We start from the raw sequence: 26,759 nt of genomic DNA, 5'->3' as shown, positions 1-26,759 counted from the left end.
CGGCAGCGTCCGTCACTCTTCTGCGGTGACCACATCAGGGTTCGACGCAACCAGGCCCCCGGGAACGACACCGGTGCCGACGGAACTTCCGGACAAGCACGGCGAGTCGGACGACCCGCGGTATCCGTCGCCGCGCCAACTGCGTCAGGCGATCGCCTTCGTCATCGACCTCGTCCTGCACATCGCAGTCGGCGTCGTCGGAATGATCGTGTGCCTCGATATTCCGGCAGTGTCGGATTGGGCACCGCTCGCGCTCCCGATCGGATGGATCCTCGCGTCACTCCTGCAGCGCGTCGTGGCCCAGCGGATCTTCCACACGACCGTCGGCAAGGCACTGGCCGGCGTGTGTGTCATCCGCCCGTCCGACGGGCAGTGGCCGACCACCGGCTACCTGCTGAAGTGGTGGCTGATCGGGGCGTTCGACGTCGTCGGCACCTTCACGGACAGCACGTGGTTGGGCGACTACGACGACTCGCCGGCCGTCGTCCGCCGCAGGGACGTCACCCTTCCCTGAAAACACCGACGGCCGAATGTCACACCGGTTCAGTCCAACTGAACCGGTGTGACATTCGGCCGAAGTGGTGCGGGTGGGCTAGAAGTCCCAGTCCTCGTCCTCGGTGTTGACAGCCTTGCCGATGACGTAGCTCGAACCGGAGCCCGAGAAGAAGTCGTGGTTCTCGTCCGCGTTGGGCGAGAGCGCCGACAGGATCGCCGGGTTGACGTCCGTCTCGTCCTTCGGGAACAGGCCCTCGTAACCGAGGTTCATCAGCGCCTTGTTGGCGTTGTAGCGCAGGAACTTCTTGACGTCCTCGGTGAGCCCGACCTCGTCGTACAGGTCCTGCGTGTACTCGACCTCATTGTCGTACAGCTCGAACAGCAGCTCGAACGTGTAGTTCTTGAGATCGTCCTTCTCGGCCTGGGTCAGCTGCTCGAGTCCGCGCTGGTACTTGTAGCCGATGTAGTAGCCGTGCACGGCCTCGTCACGGATGATGAGGCGGATCATGTCGGCCGTGTTGGTGAGCTTGGCCCGCGAGGACCAGTACATCGGCAGGTAGAAGCCCGAGTAGAACAGGAAGCTCTCGAGCAGCGTCGAGGCGACCTTGCGCTTGAGCGGGTCGTCACCGCGGTAGTAGTCGAGGACGATCTGCGCCTTGCGCTGCAGGTTCGGGTTCTCCTCCGACCAGCGGAACGCGTCGTCGATCTCGCGCGTGGTGCACAGGGTCGAGAAGATCTGCGAGTAGCTCTTCGCGTGCACCGACTCCATGAACGCGATGTTGGTGAGCACGGCCTCCTCGTGCGGGGTGACCGCATCGGGGATCAGGCTCACGGCACCGACGGTGCCCTGGATGGTGTCGAGCAGCGTCAGGCCGGTGAACACGCGCATCGTGAGCTGCTGCTCGKYCGGCGTGAGAGTGGCCCACGACTGGATGTCGTTGGACACCGGCACCTTCTCCGGCAGCCAGAAGTTGCCGGTGAGGCGATCCCACACCTCGGCGTCCTTGTCGTCGGGGACGCGGTTCCAGTTGATCGCCGACACCCGGTCGATCAACTTGATCCGGGCCCCGTCGGCAGGTGAATGCGGAGCGGCAGTCATCGCGTGTCCTCTACTAGTTCGAGTCTTTCAGCACACTGCTGCGGTCGTCGCTCTTTAGACTCGCGCTCGACGGCCTCAACAACGCCCCCTCACCCTACAACATGCCGCCCGCATCACTACCCAATCGGTAGATCCAAGAACGGAACCAAACCCTCCTTGCGCCAAGCCTTTTCGCAATGACACATGCCCGAGGCGGCAATCTGCAACCCGGGCATGTGACGTCATACACCGATGTACCGCGACGCCTCTCACGCGCTACGCGGCCAACTTCCGACCTTCCGCGATCAGCCTCCAACGAACATGACCTTCGAACATCTCGACCAGGTCGGTGTCGGCGCGCAGCGCACGCAGGGCGACCGCTCGATTCGTCCGCACCCCTGGACCCACACCCGGATTGGCGCGAAGCACATTCTTCGGCGTTTTATGCAGCCGGTCACCAGACAACATCACCGCGCCCTGCGCCTGAACGAAGTCCAGCACGGTCTTCTCGTAGAACCGTTCTGAACTCATCAGAAGATTCTTGCGAGCCCACTCGATTGGAACCAGGAGGAGCGGTTCGCCGTTCACCATGGGCAACTCCATCAACTCGACACTCCAGTCAAGCCCGACCGGATCCCATACTTGACGTTCGACCAGTTCAACCACATGCGAGCCGACCGTGAACTCGGGGTACCGCTCAACAACTCCACGCGTGAACCGCGCGAGGGCAGAGAACATCAACCGAGTTGTAACGTCAGAGGTGATGTCGTCACCGACTCCTTCTACGAAGAGCGGCAGATGCTCAACACGCGACAGCACACCAACACCCATGAGTGCGACAAGGTCATTGACCAGTGCGTCCCAGATCGCCGATCCGACATCGTCTGCGCCACCGTGCCCACGAAAGCCTGACGCGGCAAGTCCGAATCGGGTTTCCCATGGCTCCACAAACTGCTGCAGCAGCATGCGGGCGTGAGCACGGATGCCTGGGTCACCCGACATCGCGGCACGTGCGATTGTCTCAAAGAACGTCTCCAAAGCATGGAGCGCTTCAGACCGGTAGGGCTCCGGGCCGACCGTCATCCGAACCGCACATGCGTCGAGAAACAATCGGCTGTCGATGTCGACGTCGACATCGCAGAACGGCACGGGACCGCTGATTCCGTAGTGGTCAGTGATTGTAGCCATTTGGCCTCCTGTGTGACTTTGACCCAAAGTCAGGGAGCGAGACTGAATGTCTCAAGAGGATCCGCTAGGCTGATGAAGACTGAGGAAGTCATTCATCCGCCCCTTTGGGTCGGATCTGGCCTGGTTCCGCGCCAACGGAACCAGGCCAGACTTCTATTGACTATCGGCTAGAGCACTGAAGGCCGCCGATCCATGAGCTGGGATCGCCTACAACATGCACGAGACGCAACCCTCGACCTCGGTGCCCTCGAGTGCCATCTGACGCAGGCGGATGTAGTACAGCGTCTTGATGCCCTTGCGCCACGCGTAGATCTGCGCGCGGTTGACGTCACGCGTGCTGGCGGTGTCCTTGAAGAACAGCGTCAGCGACAGGCCCTGGTCGACGTGCTGCGTGGCCGCGGCGTAGGTGTCGATGATCTTCTCGTASCCGATYTCRTACGCGTCCTGGTAGTACTCCAGGTTGTCGTTCGTCAGGTACGGCGCCGGGTAGTAGACGCGACCGATCTTGCCTTCCTTGCGGATCTCGATCTTCGCGGCCACCGGGTGGATCGAGCTGGTGGAGTTGTTGATGTACGAGATCGAGCCGGTCGGCGGGACGGCCTGCAGGTTCTGGTTGTAGATGCCGTACTTCTGCACCGACGCCTTGAGCTCACGCCAGTCGTCCTGCGTCGGGATGTGCACGCCGGCGTCCGCGAACAGCGCACGCACCCGCTCGGTGGCGGGCTCCCACACCTGGTCGGTGTACTTGTCGAAGTACTCACCCGACGCGTACTTGGACTGCGGGAAGCCCTTGAAGTGGGTGCCGCGTTCCTTCGCGATCTCGTTCGACGCACGGACCGCGTGGAACACGACCGTGTAGAAGTAGATGTTCGTGAAGTCGACGCCCTCTTCGGAGCCGTAGTGGAYCCGYTCGCGRGCSAGGTAGCCGTGCAGGTTCATCTGCCCCAGGCCGATCGCGTGAGAGTCGTTGTTGCCCTGCTCGATCGACGGCACCGAGTAGATGTGGGTCTGATCCGAGACGGCGGTCAGCGCGCGGATCGACGTCTCGATCGTCTTCGCGAAGTCCGGCGAGTCCATCGTCTTGGCGATGTTCAGCGAGCCGAGGTTGCACGAAATGTCCTTGCCGACATGGCTGTAGGACAGGTCGTCGTTGAACGTCGACGGCGTCGAGACCTGCAGGATCTCCGAGCACAGGTTGGAGTGCGTGATCTTGCCCTCGATCGGGTTCGCCCGGTTCACCGTGTCCTCGAACATGATGTACGGGTAGCCCGACTCGAACTGCAGCTCGGCGAGGGTCTGGAAGAACTCACGCGCCTTGATCTTCGACTTGCGGATCCGCTTGTCGTCGACCATCTCGTGGTACTTCTCGCTGACGTTGATGTCCGCGAACGGCACACCGTAGATGCGCTCGACGTCGTACGGCGAGAACAGGTACATGTCCTCGTTCTTCTTCGCGAGCTCGAACGTGATGTCCGGGATCACGACGCCCAGCGACAGCGTCTTGATGCGGATCTTCTCGTCCGCGTTCTCACGCTTGGTGTCGAGGAACCGGTAGATGTCCGGATGGTGGGCGTGCAGGTACACCGCGCCGGCGCCCTGACGCGCACCGAGCTGGTTGGCGTACGAGAACGAGTCCTCGAGCAGCTTCATGATCGGGATGACGCCGGAGCTCTGGTTCTCGATCTTCTTGATCGGGGCGCCGTGCTCTCGAACGTTACTGAGCAGCAACGCAACTCCGCCGCCGCGCTTGGACAGCTGCAGGGCCGAGTTGATCGAACGACCGATCGACTCCATGTTGTCCTCGATGCGCAGCAGGAAGCACGACACGGGCTCGCCGCGCTGCTTCTTGCCGGAGTTGAGGAACGTCGGGGTGGCCGGCTGGAAGCGACCGGCGATGATCTCGTCGACCAGCTCGGTCGCGAGCGTCTCGTCGCCCGCGGCGAGCGTGAGCGCAACCATGCAGACGCGGTCCTCGAAACGCTCGAGGTAGCGCTTACCGTCGAACGTCTTGAGGGTGTAAGAGGTGTAGTACTTGAAGGCACCGAGGAACGTCGGGAAGCGGAACTTCTTCGCGTACGCACGGTCGATCAACGACTTCACGAACTCGCGGGAGTACTGGTCGAGCACCTCGGGCTCGTAGTAGTTCTCCTTGACCAGGTAGTCCAGCTTCTCGTCCAGGTTGTGGAAGAAGACCGTGTTCTGGTTGACGTGCTGGAGGAAGTACTGGTTAGCCGCCTCGCGGTCCTTGTCGAACTGGATCTCACCGTTCGGTCCGTACAGGTTCAGCATCGCGTTGAGCGCGTGGTAGTCCAGCTCCCCCGCCGACGCGTCGGGTCGTGCCGCAGCGCGCTCTACACTCCCAGCCGGGGCTGAATCTGTGATGGTCGGTGCCACTGTTCACTCTCCATGAATTGTTCGAGGCCCTCGCGCACGGCGATGACATCCTCTGGTGTTCCCATTAGTTCGAAGCGGTACAGGTACGGCACCTGACACTTCTGAGAGATCACGTTCCCGGCGAAGCAGTACGACTCGCCGAAGTTCGTGTTGCCGGCAGCAATCACCCCGCGGATGAGCGAGCGATTGTGCTTGTTGTTCAAGAATCGGATGACCTGCTTGGGCACGTAACTCGTGTCGCGCCCCATCGCCGTCGTGCCGCCCCCATAGGTGGGGAGGATCAGGACGTAGGGCTCGTCGACTCCGAACGCGCCTTCACGGTCATGGAGCGGGATGCGCGCGGCGGGGACACCGAGCCGCTGGACGAATCGGTGTGTGTTCTCCGACACGCTGGAGAAGTACACCAGCGATGCCATCGGTGTTCACCCTCTTACTCGAGCTGAGATTCGACCGGCCCCGCGACGCTTCAAGCAGCGTTTGCGGTGAGGGTCTTGATGCGATCGGGTCGGAAGCCCGACCAGTGGTCGTCACCGGCCACCACGACGGGGGCCTGGAGGTATCCGAGGGCCATCACGTAGTCGCGCGCCTCGGGGTTCTCGGAGATGTCGACGATGTCGTATTCGAGACCGGCCTTGTCGAGGGCACGGTAGGTGGCATTGCACTGAACGCAGGCGGGCTTGGTGTAGACGGTGATGCTCATGATGGTCCCTCTTTCCACGGCCTGACGAGCTACGGATGCGTGCTCTGCATGCCGAGGAAAAGAGCCTGTTTTCCGACCCGGGATCCGTTTCGTTCCCGTTGTGCCCCTCGGCTGTGTAGACACTACACCTAGTGGCCGACAGAAACGCACAACCCGAGATCTTGTGAGTGACACGGTTGATATTCGCAGGTTGACCCCCTCCCGGCGGCGCGCCGAGACCCACTTTCGGCGTGTCGCAGATCACGTTTGCGTCGGTGATTTCGGTCACCTCCGAACCGTCTCGGACACGCCCCCGACGCGACACGCCGCGGACACGCCGAAGACGCGCCGGCGATGCCGTCACAAGCACCGTCGACGTGTGTTCACGGACACACTCACAACCCCTCGCCGCCCCACTCGCGCAAACGTCGGGAGCGCCGGTGCGGATGCCGGCCCCAGGGTCGGGACGGAGGGGTCCGGACGTCGCGCCGACCACCCCGAGCGACGTACCCCCCGACGCATAACTGGCCGGTAACTGGCAGGCGGCTTCCACCGTCGCCGCACCGCGGTGTGCCAATGTGATCAGGTGCCGTCGAACGAGAGCCCCTACTACTTCGCGACCGTGTCGCGGGTAGTTCGCGTGACGCCCAACATGCAACGGATCACCCTCGCCGGCGGCGACCTGACCCGCTTCACCTCGAGCGGCGACCCCGACGAGCGGCTCCTGGTGGTGTTCCCGCCCGACGACACGGACCGCCCGCCCGCGCCGGAACCCGTCGGAGACGGATGGGACTTCCCCGGCACGGAGAGTCCCGAGATGCGCAGCTACACCGTTCGCCGCTGGGACGCCGCAACCCACGAGATGGACATCGACTTCGCCGTGCACGACGGCGGCGCCGCCGTTCGATGGGCCCTGCAGGCGCGCCCGGGGCAGGTGCTCGGGGTGACGACGGCGTCCGGCTGGTACCGCCCGCCGACCGAATCACGCTGGCAGCTGCTGATCGCGGACATGACCGCGCTACCCGCAGTGGGGCGCATCGTCGAGGGCCTCGAGCCCGACACGCGCCTCCACGTGATCGCGGAAGTCACGACGGCCGCGGACGAGCAACGCCTCGACAACACCGCCGGCGACGTCACGTTCACGTGGCTGCACGGCACCGGCAACGGCATCCGGCCCAGCGTCCTCGCCGCCGCCGCGAGGTCGTGGACCCGCCCCGACGGCCCCGGCTACGTGTGGTTCGCCGGTGAGGCAGGCCTCTCCCGCGAGGTGCGCCGGTGGGTGCGGCACGACCTGGGCTGGCCGTCCGACCGGTACGACGTCATCGGCTACTGGCGTGCCGACAAGGAGGCCTGGACCGCGCGGTACGAGCAGGCGCGCGAGCAGATCGAGGCGGCGCAGCTGGCGGCACTGACCGCGGGCGGCGACTTCGACTCGGTCCGCGACGCCGTCGACGCGGCGATGGAGCAGGCCGGGCTGTGAGCACTTCCTGAAACGCCGAATGTCACATACGTTCAGTCGAACTGAACGCATGTGACATTCGGCGAAAAGGACGTCAGGCGTTCGCGAGGGCCTCGGACGCCTTGGACGCCTTGGACGCCTCGACCAGCGCGGCGACGACGCCGGCGACCTGCTGCGCAACCTCGGCGTTCTCACGCGGGTGCTGGTCGCCGAACTTCTGGATGGTGCCGCCGATGGAGAGTTCGACGTCGAGCACGTTGCCGCCGGCGATGCCGAGAGCCTTGCGGGTGTCGTCGTGCGCCCACTTGGCGGCGTTGGGGCTCGGGGACGCGCTGATCACGGCGACCGGCTTGTCCTTGACGGCGCCGGTGCCGTACGGACGCGACAGCCAGTCGATGCCGTTCTTCAGGACGGCGGGGATGGTGCCGTTGTACTCCGGGGTGACCAGGAGCAGGGCGTCCGACTCGGCCGCAGCCGCGCGCAGCTCATCGGCGCCGGGGATCGTGGCACCGGGGACGTCGACGTCCTCGTTGTAGAAGGGGAGGTCGCCGAGACCCTCGTAGATGGTGAGCTCGACACCCTCGGGTGCGACAGCTGCCGCGGTCTCCGCGACCTGACGGTTGACGGAGCCGGCACGGAGGCTGCCGACGAGGACGAGAACGCGGGACTGAGACATGGGAAGTTCCTTCGGTGATCCGGTCGATAACGCCGTGGACATGTATAGCAGCACAAACGGACCGCGGTCCACTTGCATTCCCGCCTGGGCTACGATGCTCACGTGAACAGCCCGCTGCTTCCGCTGGTGGACGCCGAGATCCCCGAGCGATGTGATGCCGCCCGCAATCGGAAACTGCTCCTCGACGCTGCCGCTCGACTGGTCGCCGAGCGAGGCGTCGACGCCGTGACGATGGAGGCCGTCGCCGCCACGGCCGGAGTCGGCAAGGGCACCGTCTTCCGCCGCTTCGGCAGCCGCTCGGGCCTGATGAACGCGCTGCTCGACCACACCGAGCGCGAACTGCAGCACGCCTTCATGTTCGGGCCCGCACCGCTCGGCCCGGGCGCCGACCCCATCGTCCGCCTCGTCGCGTTCGGGCGTGCACGCCTCGACATGGTCGCCGTCCAGGGAGACATCCTGCGGGCCGCCGAGGACTCCCCCGAGTTCCGGTTCGCCGGTCCGGCCCGGGCCGTGAGCCTGCGACACATCGTGACGCTCCTCACCGTCGCGGGCGTCGACGGGGACACCGAACTTCTCGGCACAGCCCTGCTGGCACCGCTCGAGGCGAGCCTCGTGCTGCACCAGATCCGCACCCTCGGAATGTCGGAGAGACGGATCGCCGACGCCTGGGAAGACCTGGCCCGCAGGATCACCCGTTCGGCGCCGCCCGCCGACTAGGGTGTGGTCATGCGCACGTCGTTGGTCGTCCTCGCCCTCCTGTCTGCAGCCACGCTGACCGCGTGTGGCAGCAGCACCGACGGTGCGGACGCCGGGACGACGTCCGCGAGCACGTCGGCGTCGGCCGCTGCTGCGCCCGAGGACGCGCTGTGGGGGCACACATACCTCTCGGTCGCCGTCACCGGTACAGCCATCCCCGGCGGCGGCCCGCTCGAGGTCGCCTTCCCCGAGAAGGGGAACATCGCGATGAGCGCGGGCTGCAACCGCGGCGTGAGCAGCGTCGACCTGTCCGGCGGAGTCGTGAAGACCGGTCCGATCGCGACCACCATGATGGCCTGCCCGGGCGACCTCGCGGGCGCCGACAAGTGGATGACCGACCTGTTCGCCACCCAACCGTCGTGGACGCTGACCGGCGACATCCTCACGCTCTCGTCTCCCGGAACCACCGTCACGCTCGCCGACAAGAAGACCGCGAATCCGGATCGCCCGCTCGTCGGAACGACGTGGGTGGTCGACTCGCTGATCGGCCCGAACGCGATCTCGACGTCGGCGGCCCTCGAGACGTCGGCACCGACGTTGACGATCGGCGACAACGGGCAGGCCACCGGATCCACCGGATGCAATCGTTTCAACGGTCCCGCCCAGGTCGGCGAGAGCACCGTCATGTTCGGTCCGCTGGCCACCACCAGGATGGCGTGCCCGACGGACGTCGCCGAGGTGGAGCAGGCCGTGCGGCACGTCCTCGACGGCGAGGTCACCTACACGATCGACGGCGACACCATGAAGCTGATGCGCGCCGACAGCACCGGCCTGGGACTGCGCGGCCAGTAGGCGACCACGCCTACGTCAAAGCGTCTCGCGCAGCCACTCCCCGAGCACCCGCGCGCTCGCGTCCACCTGCGCCGGCCAGTCCATCGCCGAGTCGTCGGCCTGATCGCTGACGTGCTTGACCAGTCGGCAACGCGCACCGACCTGCGCGCACGCGAACGCGACAGCGAACCCCTCCATGTCGACCAGGTCGGCCCGGGCGGCGAGTGCATCGCGGATCTCGGCGTCGGAGATGAACGAATCCCCCGTCGCGAGGACCGAGCCGTCGCCGTCCTCGACCTCGATGACGTCACACACGGGGTGACCGAGCGAGCGCAGCACCTCGCTGCTGATGTCGTGGTTGAGGACCGCCGACGGCAGGTAGAGGCCGCTGTGATGGGTATGCAGGGCGCCGGCGGTACCGATGTTCACCACGAGCGGCAGCCGATCCGGATCGCATTTCGCGAGTGCGTGCGTGACCGCGACCGCCGCGGCCACCTTGCCGATGCCCGTCACGACGACGTCGAGGCCGTCCGGCACGTGCGCCGCCTCGCCTGCCGTGGCGCTCACCACGAGGATGCCGGTGCTGCCGGTGCTGCTCATCAGGGTCTCCCGAGTTTCTCTGCCGACGCCGGTGGGCGTGCGGAATCACATCCTGCCGTGCCGGTTCGCGTTGCTGCACACCCGACCCGTGCTCGCTACAGTTCTGCCATGGCAATTTCGCGCGCCCGGATCATCGAGGAACTCGGCGTCGAGTCGACGATCGATCCGGCAGCCCAGATCCGCAACCGTGTGCAGTTCATCAAGAACTACCTGCGGTCCACCCCGGCGAAGGGCTTCGTGCTCGGAATCAGCGGCGGCCAGGACAGCACGCTCGCCGGCCGACTGACCCAGTTGGCGGTCGAGGAGCTGCGCGCCGAGGGCCACACCGCCGAGTTCGTCGCGGTCCGCCTGCCGTACGGATCGCAGTTCGACGAACACGACGCGCAGGTGGCCCTGAAGTTCATCGGACCGGACCGGTCGCTGACCGTGAACGTCAAACCGGGTGCCGACGCGACCATCGCCGAGGCCTCACAGGCCATGCGAGGACTGCTGGGCGACGGCGGGCTGCTGCGAGACTTCGTGCGCGGCAACATCAAGGCGCGCGAGCGCATGATGATCCAGTACGCGGTCGCGGGCGAGCTCGGCTACCTGGTGGTGGGTACGGATCATGCCGCGGAGGCGCTCACCGGGTTCTTCACCAAGTTCGGCGACGGCGGCGTCGATCTCACCCCGCTGACGGGACTCACCAAGCGGCAGGGCGCGGCACTGCTGCGCGAACTCGGCGCCCCCGACTCGACGTGGCGCAAGGTGCCGACCGCGGACCTCGAGGACGACCGGCCTTCACTGCCGGACGAGGTCGCGCTCGGGGTCACCTACCACCAGATCGACGACTTCCTCGAGGGCCGGGACGTCACCGACGAAGTGGCCGAGAAGCTGGAGCGGATGTACCGCAACACCCGCCACAAGCGGACGGTTCCGGTGACTCCGCTCGACACGTGGTGGCGCGAGGACTGACGGTCCACGACCGAGGGGGATCCATGACCAGATTTCTGGTGGCGGGCGGCACCGGTGTCGCCGGGCGGTCCGTGGTCGCCGAACTGCTGCGCCGCGGCGAGCCGGTGCGGGTGCTCAGCCGCCACGGCGGGGCGCCGAGCAACGGTCTCGAGCACGCCGCCGGGGATCTGGTGAGCGGTGAGGGACTCGCGGCCGCCCTCGACGGCGTGGATGTCGTGATCGACACCACCGACGGCAAGACCCGCAGTACCTGGGCGGTGTTCACGACCGGCGCGACCAACCTGCTCGCCGCCGCGCGGTCGGCGGGCGTCTCCCGCGCGGTGCTGCTCTCGATCGTCAATGTCGACCGCGGGAGGTTCGCGTACTACCGGGCCAAGACACAGCAGGAACGGCTGTACAGCGACTCACCGCTGCCGACGCAGGTGGTGCGCGCGACGCAGTTCCACGAGTTCGTCCCGATGATCTGCGCGCCGGCGTCGAAGGTCGGGCTGATCCCCGCGTTCACCCGCACCCGGTTCCAGCCGATCGACACCGCCGACATCGCCCGCGCGCTGGTCGACGCCGCCGTCGCGGATCGGGTGTTCGACGACCCGACGACGATCGGCGGACCCGAGGTCCTGACGATGCGTGAGATGGCACTCGCGTGGAAGGCGGCCACCGGCGCCCGCGGCCGGGTCACGAACCTTCCCATGCCCGGCAACATGGGCACCTTCTGGAGGAACGGTTGGAACCTGGTGCCGGACAAGACGTTCGGCACCGTCACCTTCGCCGAATGGCTGCGCGGCCGGTGAGCCGCAGAGCTATCCGCCCGCGAACGGCGGCAGCACGTCGACCTGCGCGCCGACCGGTCGCGACGGGTCGCGGGTGAGCTCGGAATCGACCAGGTACGCCGCGACGCCCAGGATCTTCTCCATCCCGGCGCCGTAGCGGTCGACGAGTACCGCCGTCAGGTCCGCGAGATCGGCGTCCATCGGCACCGACAACGTCTCCGTCGTGCAGTCGGCCGCCTCGGCCGCCGCCGCGAAGTACCGCACCTCCACCGTGCGCACCGCCCCGAGTGTGTCAGCCACCGATCGCTCCCATACTGCGTTGCGGGGGGACGAATCCCGCCGCGTTGATGCCGTGACCGGCCCACTTGTCCCACATCGCCGCGCGCCACAACTGCGCGAGTTCCTCGTCGTCGGCACCGGAGCGCAGCGCGTCCCGCAGGTCCACCTCGCGATCACTGAACAGGCACGACCGGACGGTCCCCTCCGCGGTGAGCCGGGTGCGATCGCAGTCCCCGCAGAACGAGCGGGTCACCGAAGCGATGATCCCGACCGTGGCCGGACCCCCGTTCACGAGCCACTCCTCCGCGGGCGCCGACGGATCCTCGCGGCCCACCTCCCGCAGCTCGAAGCGCTCGCCGAGGACGGCGAGGAGGGTCTGCGCGTCCACCATATTCTCCCGCGCCCATTCGTGGTCGGCATCGAGGGGCATCTGCTCGATGAACCGCAGCGCGCATCCGGAGTCGAGGCACCACTGCAGCAGATCGGCTGCCCCGTCGAGGGTTTCGGCCATCAACACCGCGTTGATCTTCAGTGGCGCGAGTCCGGCGTCCTGGGCGGCGCGGATCCCCGCGAGCACCGAGCTCAGTCGGTCACGGCGGGTCAGTTCCGCGAAGTGTGCCCGATCGACCGTGTCGAGCGAGACGTTGATCCGCGTGAGCCCGGCGCGGGCGAGGGCGTCGGCGCGGTGCTCGAGCCCCACCGCATTGGTCGTCATCGACAGGGGAATCCCGGGCACCGCGGCGGCGCAACCCGCGACGATGGTCTCGAGGTCGCGGCGCATCAGCGGCTCTCCACCGGTGAACCGGACCTCCCGTACCCCCAGCCGGTGCACAGCGACGCCGACCAGTCGGACAATCTCGTCGGCGGTGAGCAGCTGCCGCGCCGGGACCGCCGGCAGACCCTCCGCCGGCATGCAGTACGTGCAGCGCAGCGAGCACTTCTCGGTGATGGAGACCCGCAGATCTCGCGCGATCCGCCCGAAACTGTCCACCAACTCGGGAACGTCGGGACGTCCGGTCGTCGCGGGCGCGGTCCGCACAGCAGGAATGCCGACGTCCACCACCGTTCCCGTTCGTACCGCGCTCATGCCCCCAGTATGCCGCTGTACCGCCGCCCGAGTGCGGGGAAGATGCCTAGGATTGGCACTCATGGCACAGCGTCCTGGGCACGAGCACCGCGGCACTGCGAGATCCGTCGAAGAACACGCCGCGGAGGTGGGCCGACTCCTCGCGCCGCTGCTGACGCGACCGTCCGAGACCGTGCGCCTCGACGACGCGCTGGACCGGGTCCTGTCGTACGACATCACCTCCCCCGTCGATCTGCCACTGTTCCGCAATTCGCAGATGGACGGATTCGCGGTCGATGCCGTCTCGGTGGCGGCGGTTCCGGTGACGCTCCCGGTGGTCGGCACCGTCGCCGCCGGCCCGGCCGAGCCTGCCCCGCACGTGCCGGGAACCGCGGTGCGGATCATGACCGGGGCGGTGATTCCCGATGGCGCGGATGCCGTTGTGCCGGTGGAGGACACCGAGGTGATCGACGGAAAGGTGACCGTCAGTCGGCCCCGGGACCGCGGCGACTACGTCCGCGAGCGGGGCAGCGACGTGCGCACCGGGATGCTGCTGCTGACGGCCGGAACGCTGCTCGAACCGCGACATCTCGGGGTGCTGGCCGCGGTCGGGCTCGGGTCGGTGGCGGTGCGGACCCGGCCCCGCGTCGCGGTGATCACGACCGGCGCGGAACTGGTGGACGCCGGCACCACACCCGCGCCGGGACAGATCTACGACTCCAACGGCGCCGCGCTGTCCGCGAGCCTGCGGGCCAACGGCGCCGAGGTCGCGGTGGTGGACCGCAGCAGCGACGAGCCCGACGCCTTCCGTGCCGCGCTGCGCCGCGCGGTTGCCCGCACCGAACTGGTGATCACCTCGGGCGGGGTGTCGATGGGCGACTACGAGGTGGTCAAGGACGTCCTCACCGAACTGGGCGCACGGTTCGGTCCGGTCGCGATGCAGCCCGGCGGACCGCAGGGCCTGGCGTTGGTCGACGAGATCCCGGTCCTGACGTTCCCCGGTAACCCGGTGAGCACGATGGTCTCGTTCGAGGTGTTCCTGCGCCCGCTGCTTCGCCGCGCGGTGGGACTGCCCGCCGTGCCGACCGAGGATGCCGTGCTCGGCCACGCGGTCACGTCGATCGCGGGCAAGCGCCAGTTCCTGCGCGGCCGCCGCACCGACACCGGGGTCGAGGTGGTGTCGGGTCCCGGATCGCACCTCGTGGCGGCGTTCGCGTGGGCCGATGTACTGATAGACGTTCCCGCCGCCGTCACGTCCCTGGCGGCGGGCGATCGAGTGAAGGTGTGGCCCCTGTAGTGAGCGAACAGAACATGAGCGAGCTGAGCCATCTGGACGGCGAGGGCCGGGCCCGGATGGTGGACGTGAGCGCGAAGGCGGACACCACCCGGATCGCCGTCGCTGCCGGCGAACTGGTGACCACACCGGAGGTGGTCGCGCTGGTCCGCGCCGACGACATGCCGAAGGCCGACGTCCTCTCGACCGCGCGGATCGCGGGCATCGCCGGCGCCAAGAAGACCTCCGAGCTGATCCCGCTGTGTCACCAGCTGGCACTGTCGTCGGTCAAGGTCGAGTTCGGGTTCACCGACACCTCGATCACGATCGAGGCCACCGCGAAGACGAAGGGCCCCACCGGGGTCGAGATGGAGGCCCTCACCGCGGTCGCCGTGGCCGGCCTGACGCTGCACGACATGGTCAAGGCCGTCGACCCGGCCGCGACGCTCGACGGCGTCCGGTTGCTGACCAAGGAGGGCGGCAAGCGCGGSCWGTGGCGGCGCGACGACGCGACGCCGACCGCCGCCGCCACGGTCACCGACGTGCGGGCCGGTTCCGCGACCGTCCTCGTCGCGTCCACGGGTGGCGCGCGGGGTACCCGACCCGACACCACGGGCCCGGCGATCGTCGGCTGGCTCGAGACCCGCGGCCACACTGTCCGCGGCCCGCTGGTCTACGCCGACGCCGACATCGCGGCGGGCCTGGCCGACGCACTCTCCGACGCCCCCGCGCTGGTGATCACCACCGGCGGCACCGGGGCCTCCCCCACCGACGCGACACCCGAGGCCACGCTCGCCGTCCTCGATCGGCAACTGCCGGGCCTCGCGGAGGCCATGCGCCGGCGCGGCACCGAGGTGACCCCGCACGCGTCGCTCAGCCGCGGCGTCGCCGGGTTGGTCGGGCGCACCGTCGTGGTGAACCTGCCGGGGTCGCCGGGCGGGGTAAAGGACGGCCTGTCGGTGCTGGACCCCGTCCTCGATCACCTGTTGGCGCAGGTCGCGGGGGGCGGTGCACACGATGCGTGAGCTGCTCGCGCGCATCTGCGCCGAACCACTCGATCCAGCGGTCGTCGACGCCGCAGTCGCCGGGCCGGAGCACGGCGCTGTGGTGGTTTTCACAGGTGTCGTCCGCGACCACGACGGCGGCCGGTCGGTGTCGGCGCTCGAGTACCAGGCCCACCCGGACGCCGGACGGTTCCTCCGCCAGTGCTGCGAGCAGGTCTCCGAGCGCACCGGACTGCCCGTCGCGGCGCTACATCGGGTGGGGCAGTTGACCATCGGCGATCTGGCGTTGGTCGCTGCGGTGGCCGCACCGCACCGCACCGAGGCCTTCGCCGCGTGCGCCGAACTGGTGGAGCGGATCAAGGCCGAGGTGCCGATCTGGAAACGTCAGCGGTTCGCGACCGGCACGTCCGAATGGGTGGGTTTGTGACCCGGTCGGAGCGGCCCATCGGCCGACCCGCACAGCCCCGGATACCGGAACCCGGTATGGTGGCGAGTACTGGACGTCCGCTTGCGAGGCGTCCAGCGTCGTAGAACGCTTCACTTCGCGCCGGATCCGAGCGAGTGCTCGAATGCCCAGAGGGCATCCACGCCCGCCAACGAGTGCAGACGAGTGCACCAGCACAAGCATTTCTTGCGGCGATCGATCTTGCCTCCCGGCAATGTCGCCACCTTGTGCAGGCCGTGCACCGGGACCTCCCGGCCGTAGGCGTGCATGACGAATGCCCGAAAGGCACCGACGAACTTGTCCACCAGCGTCACCACCCCGTCCGACGAATCGGCAACTCCCTCCTTCGAGTCCCTGGGCGTCCCCGCCCCGATCGTCACCGCTCTGACCAACGGCGGCATCACCGCGCCGTTCCCCATCCAGGTCGACACCCTCCCCGACACTCTCGCCGGCCGCGACGTCCTCGGCCGCGGCAAGACCGGCAGCGGCAAGACCCTCGCGTTCTCCATCCCGCTCGCGGCCCGCCTCGCCGGCGGCAAGCGCCGCCCGGGCAAGCCCCGCGGCCTCGTCCTCGCCCCCACCCGCGAGCTTGCGACGCAGATCACCGCGACACTCGAACCCCTCGCCGACGCACACGGTCTGCGCGTCACCACCATCTTCGGCGGTGTCTCGCAGCACCGCCAGGTCAAGGCGCTCGAGGCCGGGGTCGACATCGTCGTCGCGTGCCCGGGCCGCCTCGAGGACCTGATGAAGCAGGGCTTCGTCAAGCTCGACGGCATCGAGATCACGATCCTCGACGAGGCCGACCACATGGCGGATCTCGGCTTCCTGCCCGGCGTGACCCGCATCCTCGCGGCGACGCCGGCCGGTGGCCAGCGACTGCTGTTCTCGGCGACGCTCGACAACGGCGTCGACAAGCTGGTCAAGCGGTTCCTGCAGAACGAGGTCCTGCACTCCGTCGACGAGGCGAACTCGCCGGTCGCGGCGATGACCCACCACGTCTACGACGTCTCCGGCGTCGAGGCCAAGAAGGCCCTGATCCACAAGCTGGCGTCCGGTCAGGGTCGGCGCATCTTGTTCATGCGCACCAAGCACCAGGCCCGCAAGCTCGCCCGCCAGCTCACCGAGTCGGGCATCCCGTCGGTGGACCTGCACGGCAACCTCTCCCAGGCCGCGCGCGACCGCAACCTCGCTGCCTTCTCGGAGGGCTCGGCCCGCGTGCTGGTGGCGACCGACGTCGCGGCGCGCGGCGTCCACGTCGACGAGGTCGAACTCGTGGTCCACGTCGATCCGCCGGCCGAGCACAAGGCGTACCTGCACCGCTCGGGTCGCACCGCGCGCGCCGGCAGCGCCGGCGACGTCGTCACCATCGTGCTGCCCGATCAGCGCAAGGATCTGTCCGCGCTGATGCGCAAGGCATCGATCAAGGTCACCCCGGTCCAGGTGACCGCCGACTCCGAGCACGTGATCCGTCTCGTCGGCGAGCCGGCCCCGCACGTGCCGCCGGCCCCCAAGACCGACAAGCCGGCCGGTGACGCGCGCCGCCAGCAGGGACAGCGTCCGGGCCGTGGCGGTCAGGGCGGCCAGGGCCGAAACAGCCGGGGTCCGCGAGCGGAAGGCGCCGCCACCACCGGTGGTGGACGCCGCCGCTCGGGCGGACGTCCGGGCGGCGGCAGCGGAACGGGCGCCACCGGTTCCGCCGGCTCGCAGGGCGGCGGAACCCGTCAGGCGTCGCAGGGCGGCGGCTCGCGCCGCCGCCGCGGCTGACACCCCTCAGGAACGAATCAGAAGCGTTCCCAGTGGATCGCGTCGGCCAGTGCCCGACGCGTCCGCCAGCCGAAACGCTCCAGATCGGGCACCTCCTGGAACTGGTCCACCTTGCCGACGCACAGCCACGCGATGGGGCGGACCGGGGCCGGGATGTCCAACAGTTCGGTGAGGTACTCCTCGTCGTAGAACGACACCCACCCGACGCCGATGTTCTCGGCGGCCGCGGCCAGCCAGAGGTTCTGGATGGCCAGCACCGCCGAGAACAGGCCGGTGTCGTCGATGGTGTGCCGGCCGAGGATGTTCTGGCCACCGCGCGACGGATCGTAGGTGACCACGATGCCGGTCCCGCTCTCGCGGATGCCCTCGATCTTGATGGGGTCGAACGTCTTCCGGCGATCCTCGGGCAACGAGTCGGCGAAGGCACGGCGACGGTCGGCGACGTGGTCGGCGAACGTCGCGAGGGTGTCGGGGTTGCGGACGACGATGAAGTCCCACGGCTGCGTGTTGCCGACGCTCGGTGCCGCGTGTGCCGCACCGAGCACCCGTTGCAATGTCTCGTCGGGGATCAGCTCGCCGCTGAACTCGGCGCGGACGTCACGGCGTCGGCGGATGGCTTCGTACACGGAAACAAGAGATTCGGTCACCACCCCACGGTAGCCGTCCCCGGAAAGCCCTCCCGGTAGAGCCGCTCGCGGGTATCCGATCAGGCGTCGACGGTGTAGCGGTGCACGCCCATCATCGTGTCCGCGTCGAGCCCCTCGGCCTCGGATTCGGTGCAGGCGTCCAGCATCGCGTCCACCGAGTCTGGATCCAGGTCGGTGCCGATCACGACCAGTTCGGTCCGACGGCGCTCGCCCGGGTTCCACCGCTGCGGATGGAACGCGATGTGGTCACCCACCACCTGCAGCAGGTACTTCTGTTGATGACCCCGCACGCCGAAGTACACGTACCCCTTGATCCGGTACACGCCCGCGGGCTGCTTCTCCAGGAAGCGGATGAGCCGACGCGGGTGCATCGGCAATTCGGACGCGAACGTGACGCTGTCGTAGAGCGTGTGGATGTGCGTGTCGTGATCGCCGCCGCATTCCCCGCAACCGGCGGCGTCTGCTGCGTCGGCGAGCAGATCGTCGAACGACAACTGTTGTCCCGGCCGGGGTTCGGGCCGCGGGGCACGGTCGAACAGCAGGCCGGGATCCACGCGCCCCTGCACGGTGGAGACCACAGCCGCCCGCGGATTGATCCCGCACACGTCGCCGAGAAGGGTGTCGTGGTCCTCCCCGCCGATGCGGTCCGTCTTGTTCAGCACGATCAGGTCGGCGATCGCGATGTGCTGGTCCAGTTCCGGATGCCGCGCCCGGCTGTTCTGGTACTCGGCACCGTCGACGAGCATGACGAGACCGCCGTACGTGATGTACGGGTTCTCACTGCCGAGTACCAGCCGAATCATGTTGCGCGGCTCCGCGAGTCCACTCGCCTCGACGACGATGACGTCGATCTCCGACGTCCGGTGCGCCAGCCGGTCCAGCATCGCGTCCATGTCGCTGACGTCCACCGCGCAGCACATACAGCCGTTGCTGAGCGCCATCATCGAATCGACTTGCCCCGCAACCATCATCGAGTCGATGTTGACCGAGCCGAAGTCGTTGACGATCACGCCGATCCGGGTGCCGCCGTTGTTGCGGAGCAGATGGTTGAGCAGGGTCGTCTTTCCCGACCCGAGGAAACCGGCCACGACGACGACAGGGATCGACCGCGGACCACGTTTCTTCGCCACTCCTCGATCCTCCGCGCCCCGAGTCACCTACATCACCGACCGGCCATGCTACTCGGTTGGGGCCGGTGTGTTTCCACTCGCGCGAGAGCCCACACAACAATGCCCCGGTCAAATGCCATATCGTTGGCGACATCGACGCACTCTCCCACCTGATCCGCACTCGCCCGGCGACCGAGCTTCTCGTGTCGTCGCCCTCCGAGGTCTCCAGGACCCTGGCCTCGCTGGCCACCGTCAACCCCTACTTCGTCGCCACCACAGGCGATCCCGGCCTGGGCGACTGGCGTCCGGCGAGTCGGCTGTACGACGAAGCGGACGCGCTCGCCGAGGTCGTCGGACATGTCGGAGCGCGCATCAGCTCGACGGAGTATCGCGTCGCGGCGTCGACGCTGTTCCTCGGGTATGCGGCGCGGTTGTGGTCGCTGGTGCTGGGCGGGGCCGTCCGTGATCGACGACTGCTGGACCTGGATCCGGCCGAGTTACTGTGGCTCGACGACCACGGTCAGATCCGGTTGCACGTGCGCGAGCCTCGCGGCTGGGAGGGCGCAGATCTGGTGGATCTCGTGCGGGCGATGGTCCTCGACCGTCACCTCGAACCGATGGTCGACTCGATCCGGTCCGCCGAGCCGATGTCCGAGCGCCTGCTGTGGGGCAATGCGGCGTCCGCACTGATCGGGGCGGCGCGTGTGCTCGACGGCGACACCCGCACCGACGCCATCACCGTGACCGAGACGATCCTCCGTGATCCCCGCCTGACCGACACCGTCGACCGTGAGGGCGCGGGCTACCGACGTCGGAGCTGCTGCCTGTTCTATCGCACGCCGGTCTCCGGATACTGCGGCGACTGTGCGCTCACCGGTCCGAGCGAATCCGTCCACCACCAGGGGGACGAGTCGGTGTGACCACCGCAGGACCCGGCCACGCCACGATCGAGTTCGGCCGGTCGCACGTCCACCTGCGCACGGCTGACGCCCAGTCCGACGTCTCGAGAAATGGTCATTCGACCCAGCCGACGTGCTTCAGGCCACAAATTGCACTACAGTTCAAAAAGTTGCCCGACCCCCCCTGGGCAGCAACGGGCCCGCCCAGAATTCCCCCCCTGCCTGGGCGGGCCGTCGGGTGGTGGCGCGTGAGACTACTCCGCGTCACCACCCGGCACCGTGTGCGAGGATCCGTCGATGATCCTCGAGCATGCACCACTGCAGGTGAGACCGGGACAGGCCGCCGCATTCGAAGCGGCGTTCAGCCAGGCCAGAACGATCATCTCGGCGATGAAGGGGTTCCGGCGCCTCACGCTCTCACGCTGCCTCGAACGCCCCGGCGCTTATCTCCTCCTGGTGGAGTGGGACACGCTCGAGGACCACACCGAAGGGTTCCGCGGATCGGCGGAGTACCAGGACTGGCGTCGGCTGCTGCACCACTTCTACGACCCGTTCCCCACCGTCGAGCACTACGCGCCCGTCGACGACGCCTGACACGCCCGCCACTGGCGCGGCGTGCAGGGACCGCCGGGGACGGCACCCGACCCTGCAGAATGAGCGCTCATGGAATCACTTGCCATCCTGAGTGACGTCGACGCCGGCGAGCTGCTGACCCTGCAGCGGGCCGCCTACGTCACCGAGGCACAGGCCCACCACGATCCGAACCTTCCGCCGTTGATGCAGACGTCGGAGGAGCTGCAGCGCGAGCTGCGGGACGACGCGGTGCTCGCCCTCGGACTGCGCGACGACTCGTCGCGACTGGTGGCAGCGGTGCGCGTCCGCATCGGGCAACCCGACCGCCGGACCGCCGAACTCGGCCGGCTGGTGGTCGCACCCGACATGCAGGGGCGGGGCCTGGGCAGCAGGCTACTGTCCCTCACCGAGCAGCATCTCCCGGAGTCGGTCACCGAGATGCGGTTGTTCACCGGCGAGTTCAGCAGCGGGAACCTGCGGCTGTACGCGCGGTTCGGCTATCACGAGACGCACCGCACCCCGACACTGTCCGGCTACGATCTTGTGCACCTCGCCAAGACCGTCGGCTGACGGCCGTCCGCGCCGATCGGCGATACGTAAAAACTCCGGGCCACGATCGTGATGATCGTGACCCGGAGTTTCGGAGTGGAGCTAAGGGGACTCGAACCCCTGACCCCCACACTGCCAGTGTGGTGCGCTACCAGCTGGTCTGGGTCGGCCACCACCGGGTCCTACTGCGTCACCTGCGACACCCAGTCGGGGTTGCCGAGCGCGTCGATCACTTCACCGTTGTGGACGACGGCCGGGGTGCCGGTCGCGCCGGACGCGGCGAGGGCCTGACGGCCGGTCTCGGCGTCCGCGGCAGCCTGCTGCATCCGCTCACCGCTGGTGATGCAGTTGACGGCGGCCTCGTTGGCGCCGGCGTCCTTCGCGAGCTTCGCGAGGTCCTCGTTGGAGAGGTCCGACTTGCCGTTCTCCGCGGGCTGGTTGGCCGGCGAGAACAGCTCGCCGTGGAACGTGGAGTACGCGATGGCGTCCCCGGTCTGGGCGACGCACTGCGACGCGGCGACCGCGCGCGTGGAGAAGTCACCGCTGGCCGAGAGCCGGTTGAGGAAGTTGAGGATGTGGTAGCGGACCGCGAGCTTGCCGTCGTCGACGGCCTGCGCCACCTCCTGGCCGTGCTTCTGCTCGAGCTGCGCGCAGAACGGGCACATCGGGTCCTCGAACACGTCGATCGTGTTCGTGACGTCGGGCAGGCCGAGGCGCACGACGCCGGCGTCCTCCATCGTCACCTGGACGGCGGAGTTCTGCACCCCCCCGTATCCCTCGTTCCGCGGCTTGTCGTTGTCCTTGGTCAACAGGATGCCGCCGATCACCAGCGCCGCGATCACGACGATCGCGAGACCGCCGACGATGTACGTGGCCTTGCTGGAGGTCGGTTGAGGGTTGTACTTGGCCGACTTCGGCTTCTTCGAACTCACTTCGCGTCCTTCGTCATAGGTGTGAGATCCGTTCGGGGAACTGACTGCGGCGCCTGCTCCATCATGTGGGCAGGCACAGCTCGACGACTACTCTGCCACCGCTGCCTGAGCGGGTACTGAGAGCGGTCCGCGGGAGCGCGGGCCGAGGGACAGCGGGCTCCGCGGGAACACCACCAGCCACACCGCCAGCGCCAGGAAGCCGACGTCGCGGGCGACCTCCCGCGCGTAGTCCCACCCGTCGACGTCGGCGACACCACCGCCGCCGAAGCAGCCGCAGTCGATCGACAGACCGCGCGCCCACACGGAGACGATGACACCGATCAGAACGAGCAGCGCGGCCGCCGACACGATGGCGGTCAGTCGCACACCCAGGCCGATCACCAGGAACAGTCCGAGCGCGATCTCGAACATCGGCATCGTGTACGCGACGGGACGGACGAGATCCTCGGGCAGCAACTGGTACGCGCGCACCGCGACGACGGTCTGGGTGGGGTCGATGAATTTGATCCATCCGGAGATCAGCCACACAGCCGCCAGACCGAAGCGCGCCAACAGGCTCACAATGCGTATCCACACGCCCCACACGCTACCGAACAGGTATGCCTCGGCTTTCTAGATCATGTGCGTTTTCGCAGCTAGATTCGGCTGTGTGAACGACTCTGCCCCCGATCCCGACACGTCGAACACGGCGTCCCCGGCCGCCCGGCCGCACGACTTCGACCACACGCATTCGGACGTCTCCGGCGGCTGGCTGCGCGCGGCGGTGTTCGGCGCAATGGACGGTCTGGTGACCAACACGTCGCTGATCGCGGGCGTCGGCGGCGCGGGCGTGGAAGCACACACGGTGATCCTCAGCGGTGTCGCAGGTCTGGTGGCCGGCGCATTCTCGATGGCGCTCGGCGAGTACACGTCGGTGTCGACGTCCAACGAGCAGATCGACGCCGAGGTGCGGGTCGAACGCCGGGCATTGCGCAGGCATCCCGAGGCGGAGGAGGCCGAGCTGGTCGAGACCTTCACCACAATGGGCATGAGCGAGCAGACGGCGACGGCCGCGGCCGCGGAGGTGCACGCCGACACCGAGCGTGCCGTCAACATCCACATCACCCACGAGCTGGGCGTCAACCCGCTGGAGAAGCCGTCACCGCTCGTGGCGGCCGGCTCGTCGTTCGTGATGTTCTCGATCGGCGCGATCATCCCGCTGATCCCCTACCTGCTGGGGTTCGAATCGCTGGTCGCGGGGCTCGCGGTGGGCGGCTTCGGTCTACTGCTCGCGGGCGCGCTCGCGGCGCACTTCACCGCCCAGTCCAGGATCCGTGGCGCACTCCGGCAGCTGGTGTTCGGTGCGATCGCGGTCGGTGCCACCTACGTGGTCGGCGCGCTCATCGGAATCGGTGTGCCCGGCTGACGCTGCATCCGACGCCTCCCCGTCGGTGTCGGTGTCGTCCGGCACCCGCCCCTTGGGCACCAGGAACCACAACACCATCGGCAACAGCATGATGGTCCCACTCACGGCCCAGGCCGCGCCGTAGGACCAGGCCTGCGCCACGATCCCGGCGACGAGCGGGCCGGCGAACGCGCCCACGTCGTTCATCATCTGGAACAGGGCCAGGACCGGGCCACCGCGCCGCTTGGACCCGACGACGTCGGCGACCGCGGCCTGCTGCGCCGGTCCCATCACACCCGACCCGATGCCGCACACCGCGGTCGCGATCAGGAATACGACGATGTTGTCGCTGGCCCCCATCGCGATCGTGGACACTCCGCAGATAGYCAGTCCGACGAGCATGAACGGCTTGCGGCCGATGCGGTCGGTCATCCGCCCCGCCTGCATCAGGACGGCGGCGTTGCCGAGCGCGAACACGGTGAGGGCGATCGCGGCCGTGGTGCCGTCGCCGTCGAGCATCTCGACGACGAACAACGGCACCAGCGAGATCCGGACACCGAAGATCACCCAGCCGGTGACCAGGTTCGCGCCGAGTGACGCCCGGAACATCGACGACTGGAGTCCCTCTCGGATCGTCATGATCGGCATCGCCCCGTGGACCTCCGGCGCGGCCAGGTGCGACTTGCGGAGCGCGAAGAACACGACGGTCGCGGCAACGAGCAGGGCGACCGCGTAGATGACGAACGGGACGCGCAGACCGAACCGCACGAGTGCGCCACCGAACAGCGGTCCCGTGATCGTGCCGATCAGGAACGCCGCCGAGTACACACCGGACACCCGCCCGCGGCCGCCGGGTGGCGACATGCGGATCAGCAGGCCCAGTGCCGACACGGTGAACATCGTGGACCCGATGCCGCCGAGACCCCGGAACACCAGCAGCTGCCAGTAGTCCTGCGCGAACGCGCACGCCCCCGTCGAGACCGCGGTGATGATCAACCCTGCCAGATAGGTGGGCCGCTCCCCCAGCTTCTGCACCAGGGTGCCGCTCATCGGCGCGAAGATCAGCCGCATCAGCGCGAACGCGCTGATCACGGCACTGGCGGCGGTGACGCCGACGTCGAAGCTGCGGGCGAACTGCGGCAACGCGGGCGCCACGATGCCGAACCCGACGGCGACGATGAACGCCGACACGACGAGTACCCAGATCTCCTTGGGAAGTTTCGCCTCAGCGCTCGTCGAGGTAGACGTCAATTTTCTCATTGCCGATCAATCTATCGGCGCACTCGAACGGTGGTTCAGCCCAGTCCCAGTGCCCGGGAGACCACGTCCTGCGCCGCGGCCTGCACCTGCGCGAGATGGTCGGGGCCACGGAACGATTCGGCGTAGATCTTGTAGACGTCCTCGGTGCCGGACGGCCGCGCCGCGAACCAGGCGTTCTCGGTGGTGACCTTGAGCCCGCCGATCGCCGCACCGTTCCCGGGCGCCGACGTGAGCGTGGCCGTGACCGGTTCACCGGCCAGGTCGGTCGCGGTGACCTGTTCCGGCGACAGCTTCGACAGCACCGCCTTCTGGTCGCGGGTCGCGGGCGCGTCGATCCGCGCGTACGCGGGATCGCCGAACTGCCGGGTCAGTTCCCGGTACCGCGCCGACGGGCTCTGCCCGGTGACCGCGGTGATCTCGGCCCCGAGCAGCGCCAGCAGGATGCCGTCCTTGTCGGTGGTCCACACGGTGCCGTCGTGGCGCAGGAACGACGCCCCGGCGCTCTCCTCACCGCCGAAACCGAGCGAACCGTCCAGCAGTCCCGGAACGAACCACTTGAATCCGACCGGCACCTCGACGACGGGTCGGCCCAGCCCGCCGGCCACCCGGTCGATCATCGAGGAACTGACGAGGGTCTTGCCGACCTTCGTGGTCGGCGACCATCCCGCGCGGTACGTGTAGAGGTAGTCGATGGCGACCGCGAGGTAGTGGTTGGGATTCATCAGCCCGCCGTCGGGGGTGACGATGCCGTGCCGGTCCGCGTCGGCGTCGTTACCGGTGGCGAGGTCGAACCGGTCCCGGGCAGCGATCAGCGACGCCATCGCGTACGGCGACGAACAGTCCATCCGGATCTTGCCGTCACCGTCGAGGGTCATGAACCGCCACGTCGCGTCCACCAGCGGATTGACCACAGTCAGGTCGAGTCGGTGCCGTTCGGCGATGGCGCCCCAGTAGTCGACCGATGCGCCGCCGAGCGGGTCGGCCCCGATCCGCAGGCCCGACGCCCGGATCGCGTCGAGGTCGAGCACGGTGGGCAGGTCGTCGACGTAGGCGGCGAGAAAGTCGTAGCGCCCGGCCGTCTCGAGCGCCAGCGCGAGCGGGACACGCGCGACGGCGGACAGTCCCGAGCGCAACAGGTCGTTGGCGCGGTCCGCGATCACGGTGGTCGCATCGCTGTCCGCGGGGCCGCCGTGCGGCGGGTTGTACTTGAAGCCGCCGTCGCGCGGCGGGTTGTGCGACGGTGTGACGACGATGCCGTCGGCCCGGGCGGCCGGACCGGACGCGTTGTGCCGCAGGATCGCGTGGCTGACCGCTGGCGTCGGGGTGTAGCCGTCGCGTGAATCGATCACCACCGCAACATCGTTGGCGACCAGAACCTCGAGCGCTGTCGCCCAGGCCGGCTCCGACAGCGCGTGCGTGTCGCGACCGAGGAACAGCGGACCGGCGATGCCCTGCGCGGCGCGGTATTCGACGATGGCCTGCGTCGTCGCGAGGATGTGGGCCTCGTTGAACGCCGAGTCGAGGCTCGAGCCTCGATGTCCGGACGTCCCGAACACCACCTGTTGCAGCGGATCCGCCGGGTCGGGGGTGCGCGTGTAATAGGCGGACACCAGATGCGCCAGATCCTCCAGATCCTCCGGCAACGCCACCTGTCCCGCTCGTTCGTGCACCATCTACCCCTCCGACTTCGACCCGATGAAACGCTGTGGAACGCTTCGGCTCCATCGTGCCAGGACCGGAGGCTACCGGCCG

General features: G+C 67.9%; 29 protein-coding genes and 1 pseudogene. 14 read left to right on the top strand and 16 right to left on the bottom strand.

All coding sequences use genetic code 11. The features are described 5' to 3' along the window. The first annotated feature begins 25 nt into the window (after nt 1-25). A complete protein-coding gene (locus AB4Z09_RS12065) occupies nt 26-514 on the top strand; it encodes an RDD family protein (protein ID WP_174911734.1) in 489 nt (162 codons plus the stop codon). 78 nt (nt 515-592) lie between these two features. Here AB4Z09_RS12065 and nrdF read toward each other — a convergent pair whose 3' ends face one another. The 5 genes from nrdF to AB4Z09_RS12040 all read right to left on the bottom strand — a co-directional run bounded on the left by nrdF (nt 593) and on the right by AB4Z09_RS12040 (nt 5,855). Beyond that, a complete protein-coding gene (gene nrdF, locus AB4Z09_RS12060) occupies nt 593-1,594 on the bottom strand; it encodes a class 1b ribonucleoside-diphosphate reductase subunit beta (RefSeq protein WP_442239797.1) in 1,002 nt (333 codons plus the stop codon). Nucleotides 1,595-1,849: 255 nt separating this feature from the next. After that, entirely contained in the window at nt 1,850-2,761 is a 912-nt protein-coding gene (locus AB4Z09_RS12055) for a hypothetical protein (protein ID WP_442239796.1), read from the bottom strand. Between the two features lie 207 nt (nt 2,762-2,968). After that, a complete protein-coding gene (gene nrdE / locus AB4Z09_RS12050) occupies nt 2,969-5,155 on the bottom strand; it encodes a class 1b ribonucleoside-diphosphate reductase subunit alpha (RefSeq protein ID WP_442239795.1) in 2,187 nt (728 codons plus the stop codon). Further along, nucleotides 5,113-5,571, bottom strand: a complete 459-nt coding sequence (gene nrdI / locus AB4Z09_RS12045; RefSeq protein ID WP_114722556.1) for a class Ib ribonucleoside-diphosphate reductase assembly flavoprotein NrdI — start codon at nt 5,569-5,571, stop codon at nt 5,113-5,115. The genes nrdE and nrdI overlap by 43 nt, the downstream gene beginning before the upstream one ends. A gap of 50 nt (nt 5,572-5,621) precedes the next feature. Then, on the bottom strand, nt 5,622-5,855 hold the full coding sequence (locus AB4Z09_RS12040; RefSeq protein ID WP_114722557.1) for a redoxin NrdH: 234 nt from the start codon (nt 5,853-5,855) through the stop codon (nt 5,622-5,624). Nucleotides 5,856-6,420: 565 nt separating this feature from the next. Between AB4Z09_RS12040 and AB4Z09_RS12035 the strand changes: the two genes are divergently transcribed. Beyond that, a complete protein-coding gene (locus AB4Z09_RS12035) occupies nt 6,421-7,314 on the top strand; it encodes a siderophore-interacting protein (protein WP_442239794.1) in 894 nt (297 codons plus the stop codon). 73 nt (nt 7,315-7,387) lie between these two features. Here the strand turns inward: AB4Z09_RS12035 and AB4Z09_RS12030 are convergent, their stop codons facing one another. Next, nucleotides 7,388-7,969 (bottom strand): NADPH-dependent FMN reductase, encoded by a 582-nt coding sequence (locus AB4Z09_RS12030; RefSeq protein ID WP_174911742.1) that lies wholly within the window; start codon nt 7,967-7,969, stop codon nt 7,388-7,390. A gap of 102 nt (nt 7,970-8,071) precedes the next feature. Between AB4Z09_RS12030 and AB4Z09_RS12025 the strand changes: the two genes are divergently transcribed. Beyond that, entirely contained in the window at nt 8,072-8,686 is a 615-nt protein-coding gene (locus tag AB4Z09_RS12025) for a TetR/AcrR family transcriptional regulator (RefSeq protein WP_174911744.1), read from the top strand. Nucleotides 8,687-8,695: 9 nt separating this feature from the next. Continuing rightward, nucleotides 8,696-9,517, top strand: coding sequence for an META domain-containing protein (locus AB4Z09_RS12020; RefSeq protein ID WP_442239793.1), 822 nt, complete (start codon nt 8,696-8,698; stop codon nt 9,515-9,517). Nucleotides 9,518-9,532: 15 nt separating this feature from the next. Here AB4Z09_RS12020 and AB4Z09_RS12015 read toward each other — a convergent pair whose 3' ends face one another. Then, nucleotides 9,533-10,096 carry a nucleosidase gene (locus tag AB4Z09_RS12015; protein WP_174911750.1) on the bottom strand — a complete coding sequence of 188 codons (564 nt, stop codon included), beginning with the start codon at nt 10,094-10,096 and terminating at the stop codon, nt 9,533-9,535. A 108-nt stretch (nt 10,097-10,204) separates the two neighbouring features. Between AB4Z09_RS12015 and nadE the strand changes: the two genes are divergently transcribed. Together nadE and AB4Z09_RS12005 are read left to right on the top strand one after the other, a co-directional pair. Beyond that, entirely contained in the window at nt 10,205-11,050 is an 846-nt protein-coding gene (nadE, locus tag AB4Z09_RS12010) for an ammonia-dependent NAD(+) synthetase (protein WP_442239792.1), read from the top strand. A gap of 23 nt (nt 11,051-11,073) precedes the next feature. Then, on the top strand, nt 11,074-11,841 hold the full coding sequence (locus AB4Z09_RS12005) for an SDR family oxidoreductase (RefSeq protein WP_442239791.1): 768 nt from the start codon (nt 11,074-11,076) through the stop codon (nt 11,839-11,841). 9 nt (nt 11,842-11,850) lie between these two features. On the opposite strand, the gene AB4Z09_RS12000 is transcribed toward AB4Z09_RS12005, so the two are convergent. Together AB4Z09_RS12000 and moaA are read right to left on the bottom strand one after the other, a co-directional pair. Further along, nucleotides 11,851-12,120, bottom strand: coding sequence for a MoaD/ThiS family protein (locus tag AB4Z09_RS12000; protein ID WP_254622590.1), 270 nt, complete (start codon nt 12,118-12,120; stop codon nt 11,851-11,853). Beyond that, on the bottom strand, nt 12,113-13,186 hold the full coding sequence (gene moaA / locus AB4Z09_RS11995; protein WP_429519847.1) for a GTP 3',8-cyclase MoaA: 1,074 nt from the start codon (nt 13,184-13,186) through the stop codon (nt 12,113-12,115). The genes AB4Z09_RS12000 and moaA overlap by 8 nt, the downstream gene beginning before the upstream one ends. A 61-nt stretch (nt 13,187-13,247) precedes the next feature. Here moaA and AB4Z09_RS11990 point away from each other — a divergent pair, with 61 nt between their 5' ends. Genes AB4Z09_RS11990 through AB4Z09_RS11980 form a run of 3 tightly spaced genes read left to right on the top strand, consistent with a single transcriptional unit; the run spans nt 13,248 to nt 15,869 of the window. Beyond that, a complete protein-coding gene (locus tag AB4Z09_RS11990; protein ID WP_174911762.1) occupies nt 13,248-14,462 on the top strand; it encodes a molybdopterin molybdotransferase MoeA in 1,215 nt (404 codons plus the stop codon). 14 nt (nt 14,463-14,476) lie between these two features. After that, nucleotides 14,477-15,463 (top strand): bifunctional molybdenum cofactor biosynthesis protein MoaC/MoaB, encoded by a 987-nt coding sequence (gene moaCB, locus AB4Z09_RS11985; RefSeq protein ID WP_442239812.1) that lies wholly within the window; start codon nt 14,477-14,479, stop codon nt 15,461-15,463. Continuing rightward, the gene (locus AB4Z09_RS11980; protein WP_174911765.1) at nt 15,456-15,869 is read left to right on the top strand and encodes a molybdenum cofactor biosynthesis protein MoaE; all 414 of its coding nucleotides are present in this window, start codon (nt 15,456-15,458) and stop codon (nt 15,867-15,869) included. Before moaCB ends, AB4Z09_RS11980 begins: the two co-directional genes overlap by 8 nt. Nucleotides 15,870-15,979: 110 nt before the next feature. Here AB4Z09_RS11980 and AB4Z09_RS11975 read toward each other — a convergent pair whose 3' ends face one another. After that, complete coding sequence (locus tag AB4Z09_RS11975; protein ID WP_147283537.1) at nt 15,980-16,192, bottom strand: hypothetical protein; 213 nt, start codon at nt 16,190-16,192, stop codon at nt 15,980-15,982. Between AB4Z09_RS11975 and AB4Z09_RS11970 the strand changes: the two genes are divergently transcribed. Next, the gene (locus AB4Z09_RS11970) at nt 16,155-17,654 is read left to right on the top strand and encodes a DEAD/DEAH box helicase (RefSeq protein WP_258557958.1); all 1,500 of its coding nucleotides are present in this window, start codon (nt 16,155-16,157) and stop codon (nt 17,652-17,654) included. The two genes, AB4Z09_RS11975 and AB4Z09_RS11970, sit on opposite strands and share 38 nt — an antisense overlap. 17 nt (nt 17,655-17,671) lie before the next feature. Here AB4Z09_RS11970 and bluB read toward each other — a convergent pair whose 3' ends face one another. Together bluB and AB4Z09_RS11960 are read right to left on the bottom strand one after the other, a co-directional pair. Further along, on the bottom strand, nt 17,672-18,301 hold the full coding sequence (gene bluB, locus AB4Z09_RS11965; RefSeq protein WP_174911768.1) for a 5,6-dimethylbenzimidazole synthase: 630 nt from the start codon (nt 18,299-18,301) through the stop codon (nt 17,672-17,674). A 59-nt stretch (nt 18,302-18,360) separates the two neighbouring features. Further along, nucleotides 18,361-19,431 carry a CobW family GTP-binding protein gene (locus AB4Z09_RS11960; RefSeq protein WP_174911771.1) on the bottom strand — a complete coding sequence of 357 codons (1,071 nt, stop codon included), beginning with the start codon at nt 19,429-19,431 and terminating at the stop codon, nt 18,361-18,363. 182 nt (nt 19,432-19,613) lie between these two features. Here AB4Z09_RS11960 and AB4Z09_RS11955 point away from each other — a divergent pair, with 182 nt between their 5' ends. The 3 genes from AB4Z09_RS11955 (at nt 19,614) to AB4Z09_RS11945 (ending at nt 21,452) form a co-directional block, all read left to right on the top strand. Continuing rightward, nucleotides 19,614-20,330 carry a (2Fe-2S)-binding protein gene (locus AB4Z09_RS11955; protein WP_174911774.1) on the top strand — a complete coding sequence of 239 codons (717 nt, stop codon included), beginning with the start codon at nt 19,614-19,616 and terminating at the stop codon, nt 20,328-20,330. A gap of 276 nt (nt 20,331-20,606) precedes the next feature. Next, on the top strand, nt 20,607-20,903 hold the full coding sequence (locus AB4Z09_RS11950; RefSeq protein ID WP_114722616.1) for an antibiotic biosynthesis monooxygenase family protein: 297 nt from the start codon (nt 20,607-20,609) through the stop codon (nt 20,901-20,903). A gap of 69 nt (nt 20,904-20,972) precedes the next feature. Continuing rightward, nucleotides 20,973-21,452 (top strand): GNAT family N-acetyltransferase, encoded by a 480-nt coding sequence (locus AB4Z09_RS11945; RefSeq protein ID WP_174911777.1) that lies wholly within the window; start codon nt 20,973-20,975, stop codon nt 21,450-21,452. A gap of 161 nt (nt 21,453-21,613) precedes the next feature. Here AB4Z09_RS11945 and AB4Z09_RS11940 read toward each other — a convergent pair whose 3' ends face one another. Beyond that, nucleotides 21,614-22,363 (bottom strand): DsbA family protein, encoded by a 750-nt coding sequence (locus tag AB4Z09_RS11940; RefSeq protein ID WP_114722567.1) that lies wholly within the window; start codon nt 22,361-22,363, stop codon nt 21,614-21,616. Between the two features lie 87 nt (nt 22,364-22,450). Continuing rightward, on the bottom strand, nt 22,451-22,939 hold the full coding sequence (locus tag AB4Z09_RS11935) for a MauE/DoxX family redox-associated membrane protein (RefSeq protein WP_114722617.1): 489 nt from the start codon (nt 22,937-22,939) through the stop codon (nt 22,451-22,453). A gap of 73 nt (nt 22,940-23,012) precedes the next feature. Here AB4Z09_RS11935 and AB4Z09_RS11930 point away from each other — a divergent pair, with 73 nt between their 5' ends. Further along, nucleotides 23,013-23,768: a VIT1/CCC1 transporter family protein gene (locus tag AB4Z09_RS11930; protein ID WP_254622592.1), complete on the top strand. Its 756-nt coding sequence runs from the start codon at nt 23,013-23,015 to the stop codon at nt 23,766-23,768. A gap of 39 nt (nt 23,769-23,807) precedes the next feature. On the opposite strand, the pseudogene AB4Z09_RS11925 reads toward AB4Z09_RS11930, so the two are convergent. Further along, nucleotides 23,808-25,007: pseudogene (locus AB4Z09_RS11925) on the bottom strand (MFS transporter); the annotation flags it as partial. A 35-nt stretch (nt 25,008-25,042) separates the two neighbouring features. Further along, on the bottom strand, nt 25,043-26,680 hold the full coding sequence (pgm, locus tag AB4Z09_RS11920; RefSeq protein ID WP_442239790.1) for a phosphoglucomutase (alpha-D-glucose-1,6-bisphosphate-dependent): 1,638 nt from the start codon (nt 26,678-26,680) through the stop codon (nt 25,043-25,045). Nucleotides 26,681-26,759: the final 79 nt, after the last annotated feature.

Source organism: Rhodococcus sp. TAF43 (assembly GCF_052113525.1).
In the GTDB taxonomy this organism is placed as follows: domain Bacteria; phylum Actinomycetota; class Actinomycetes; order Mycobacteriales; family Mycobacteriaceae; genus Prescottella.
The sequence above is the reverse complement of the archived record's forward strand: the minus strand, read 5'-3'. Positions and strand labels throughout refer to the sequence as shown.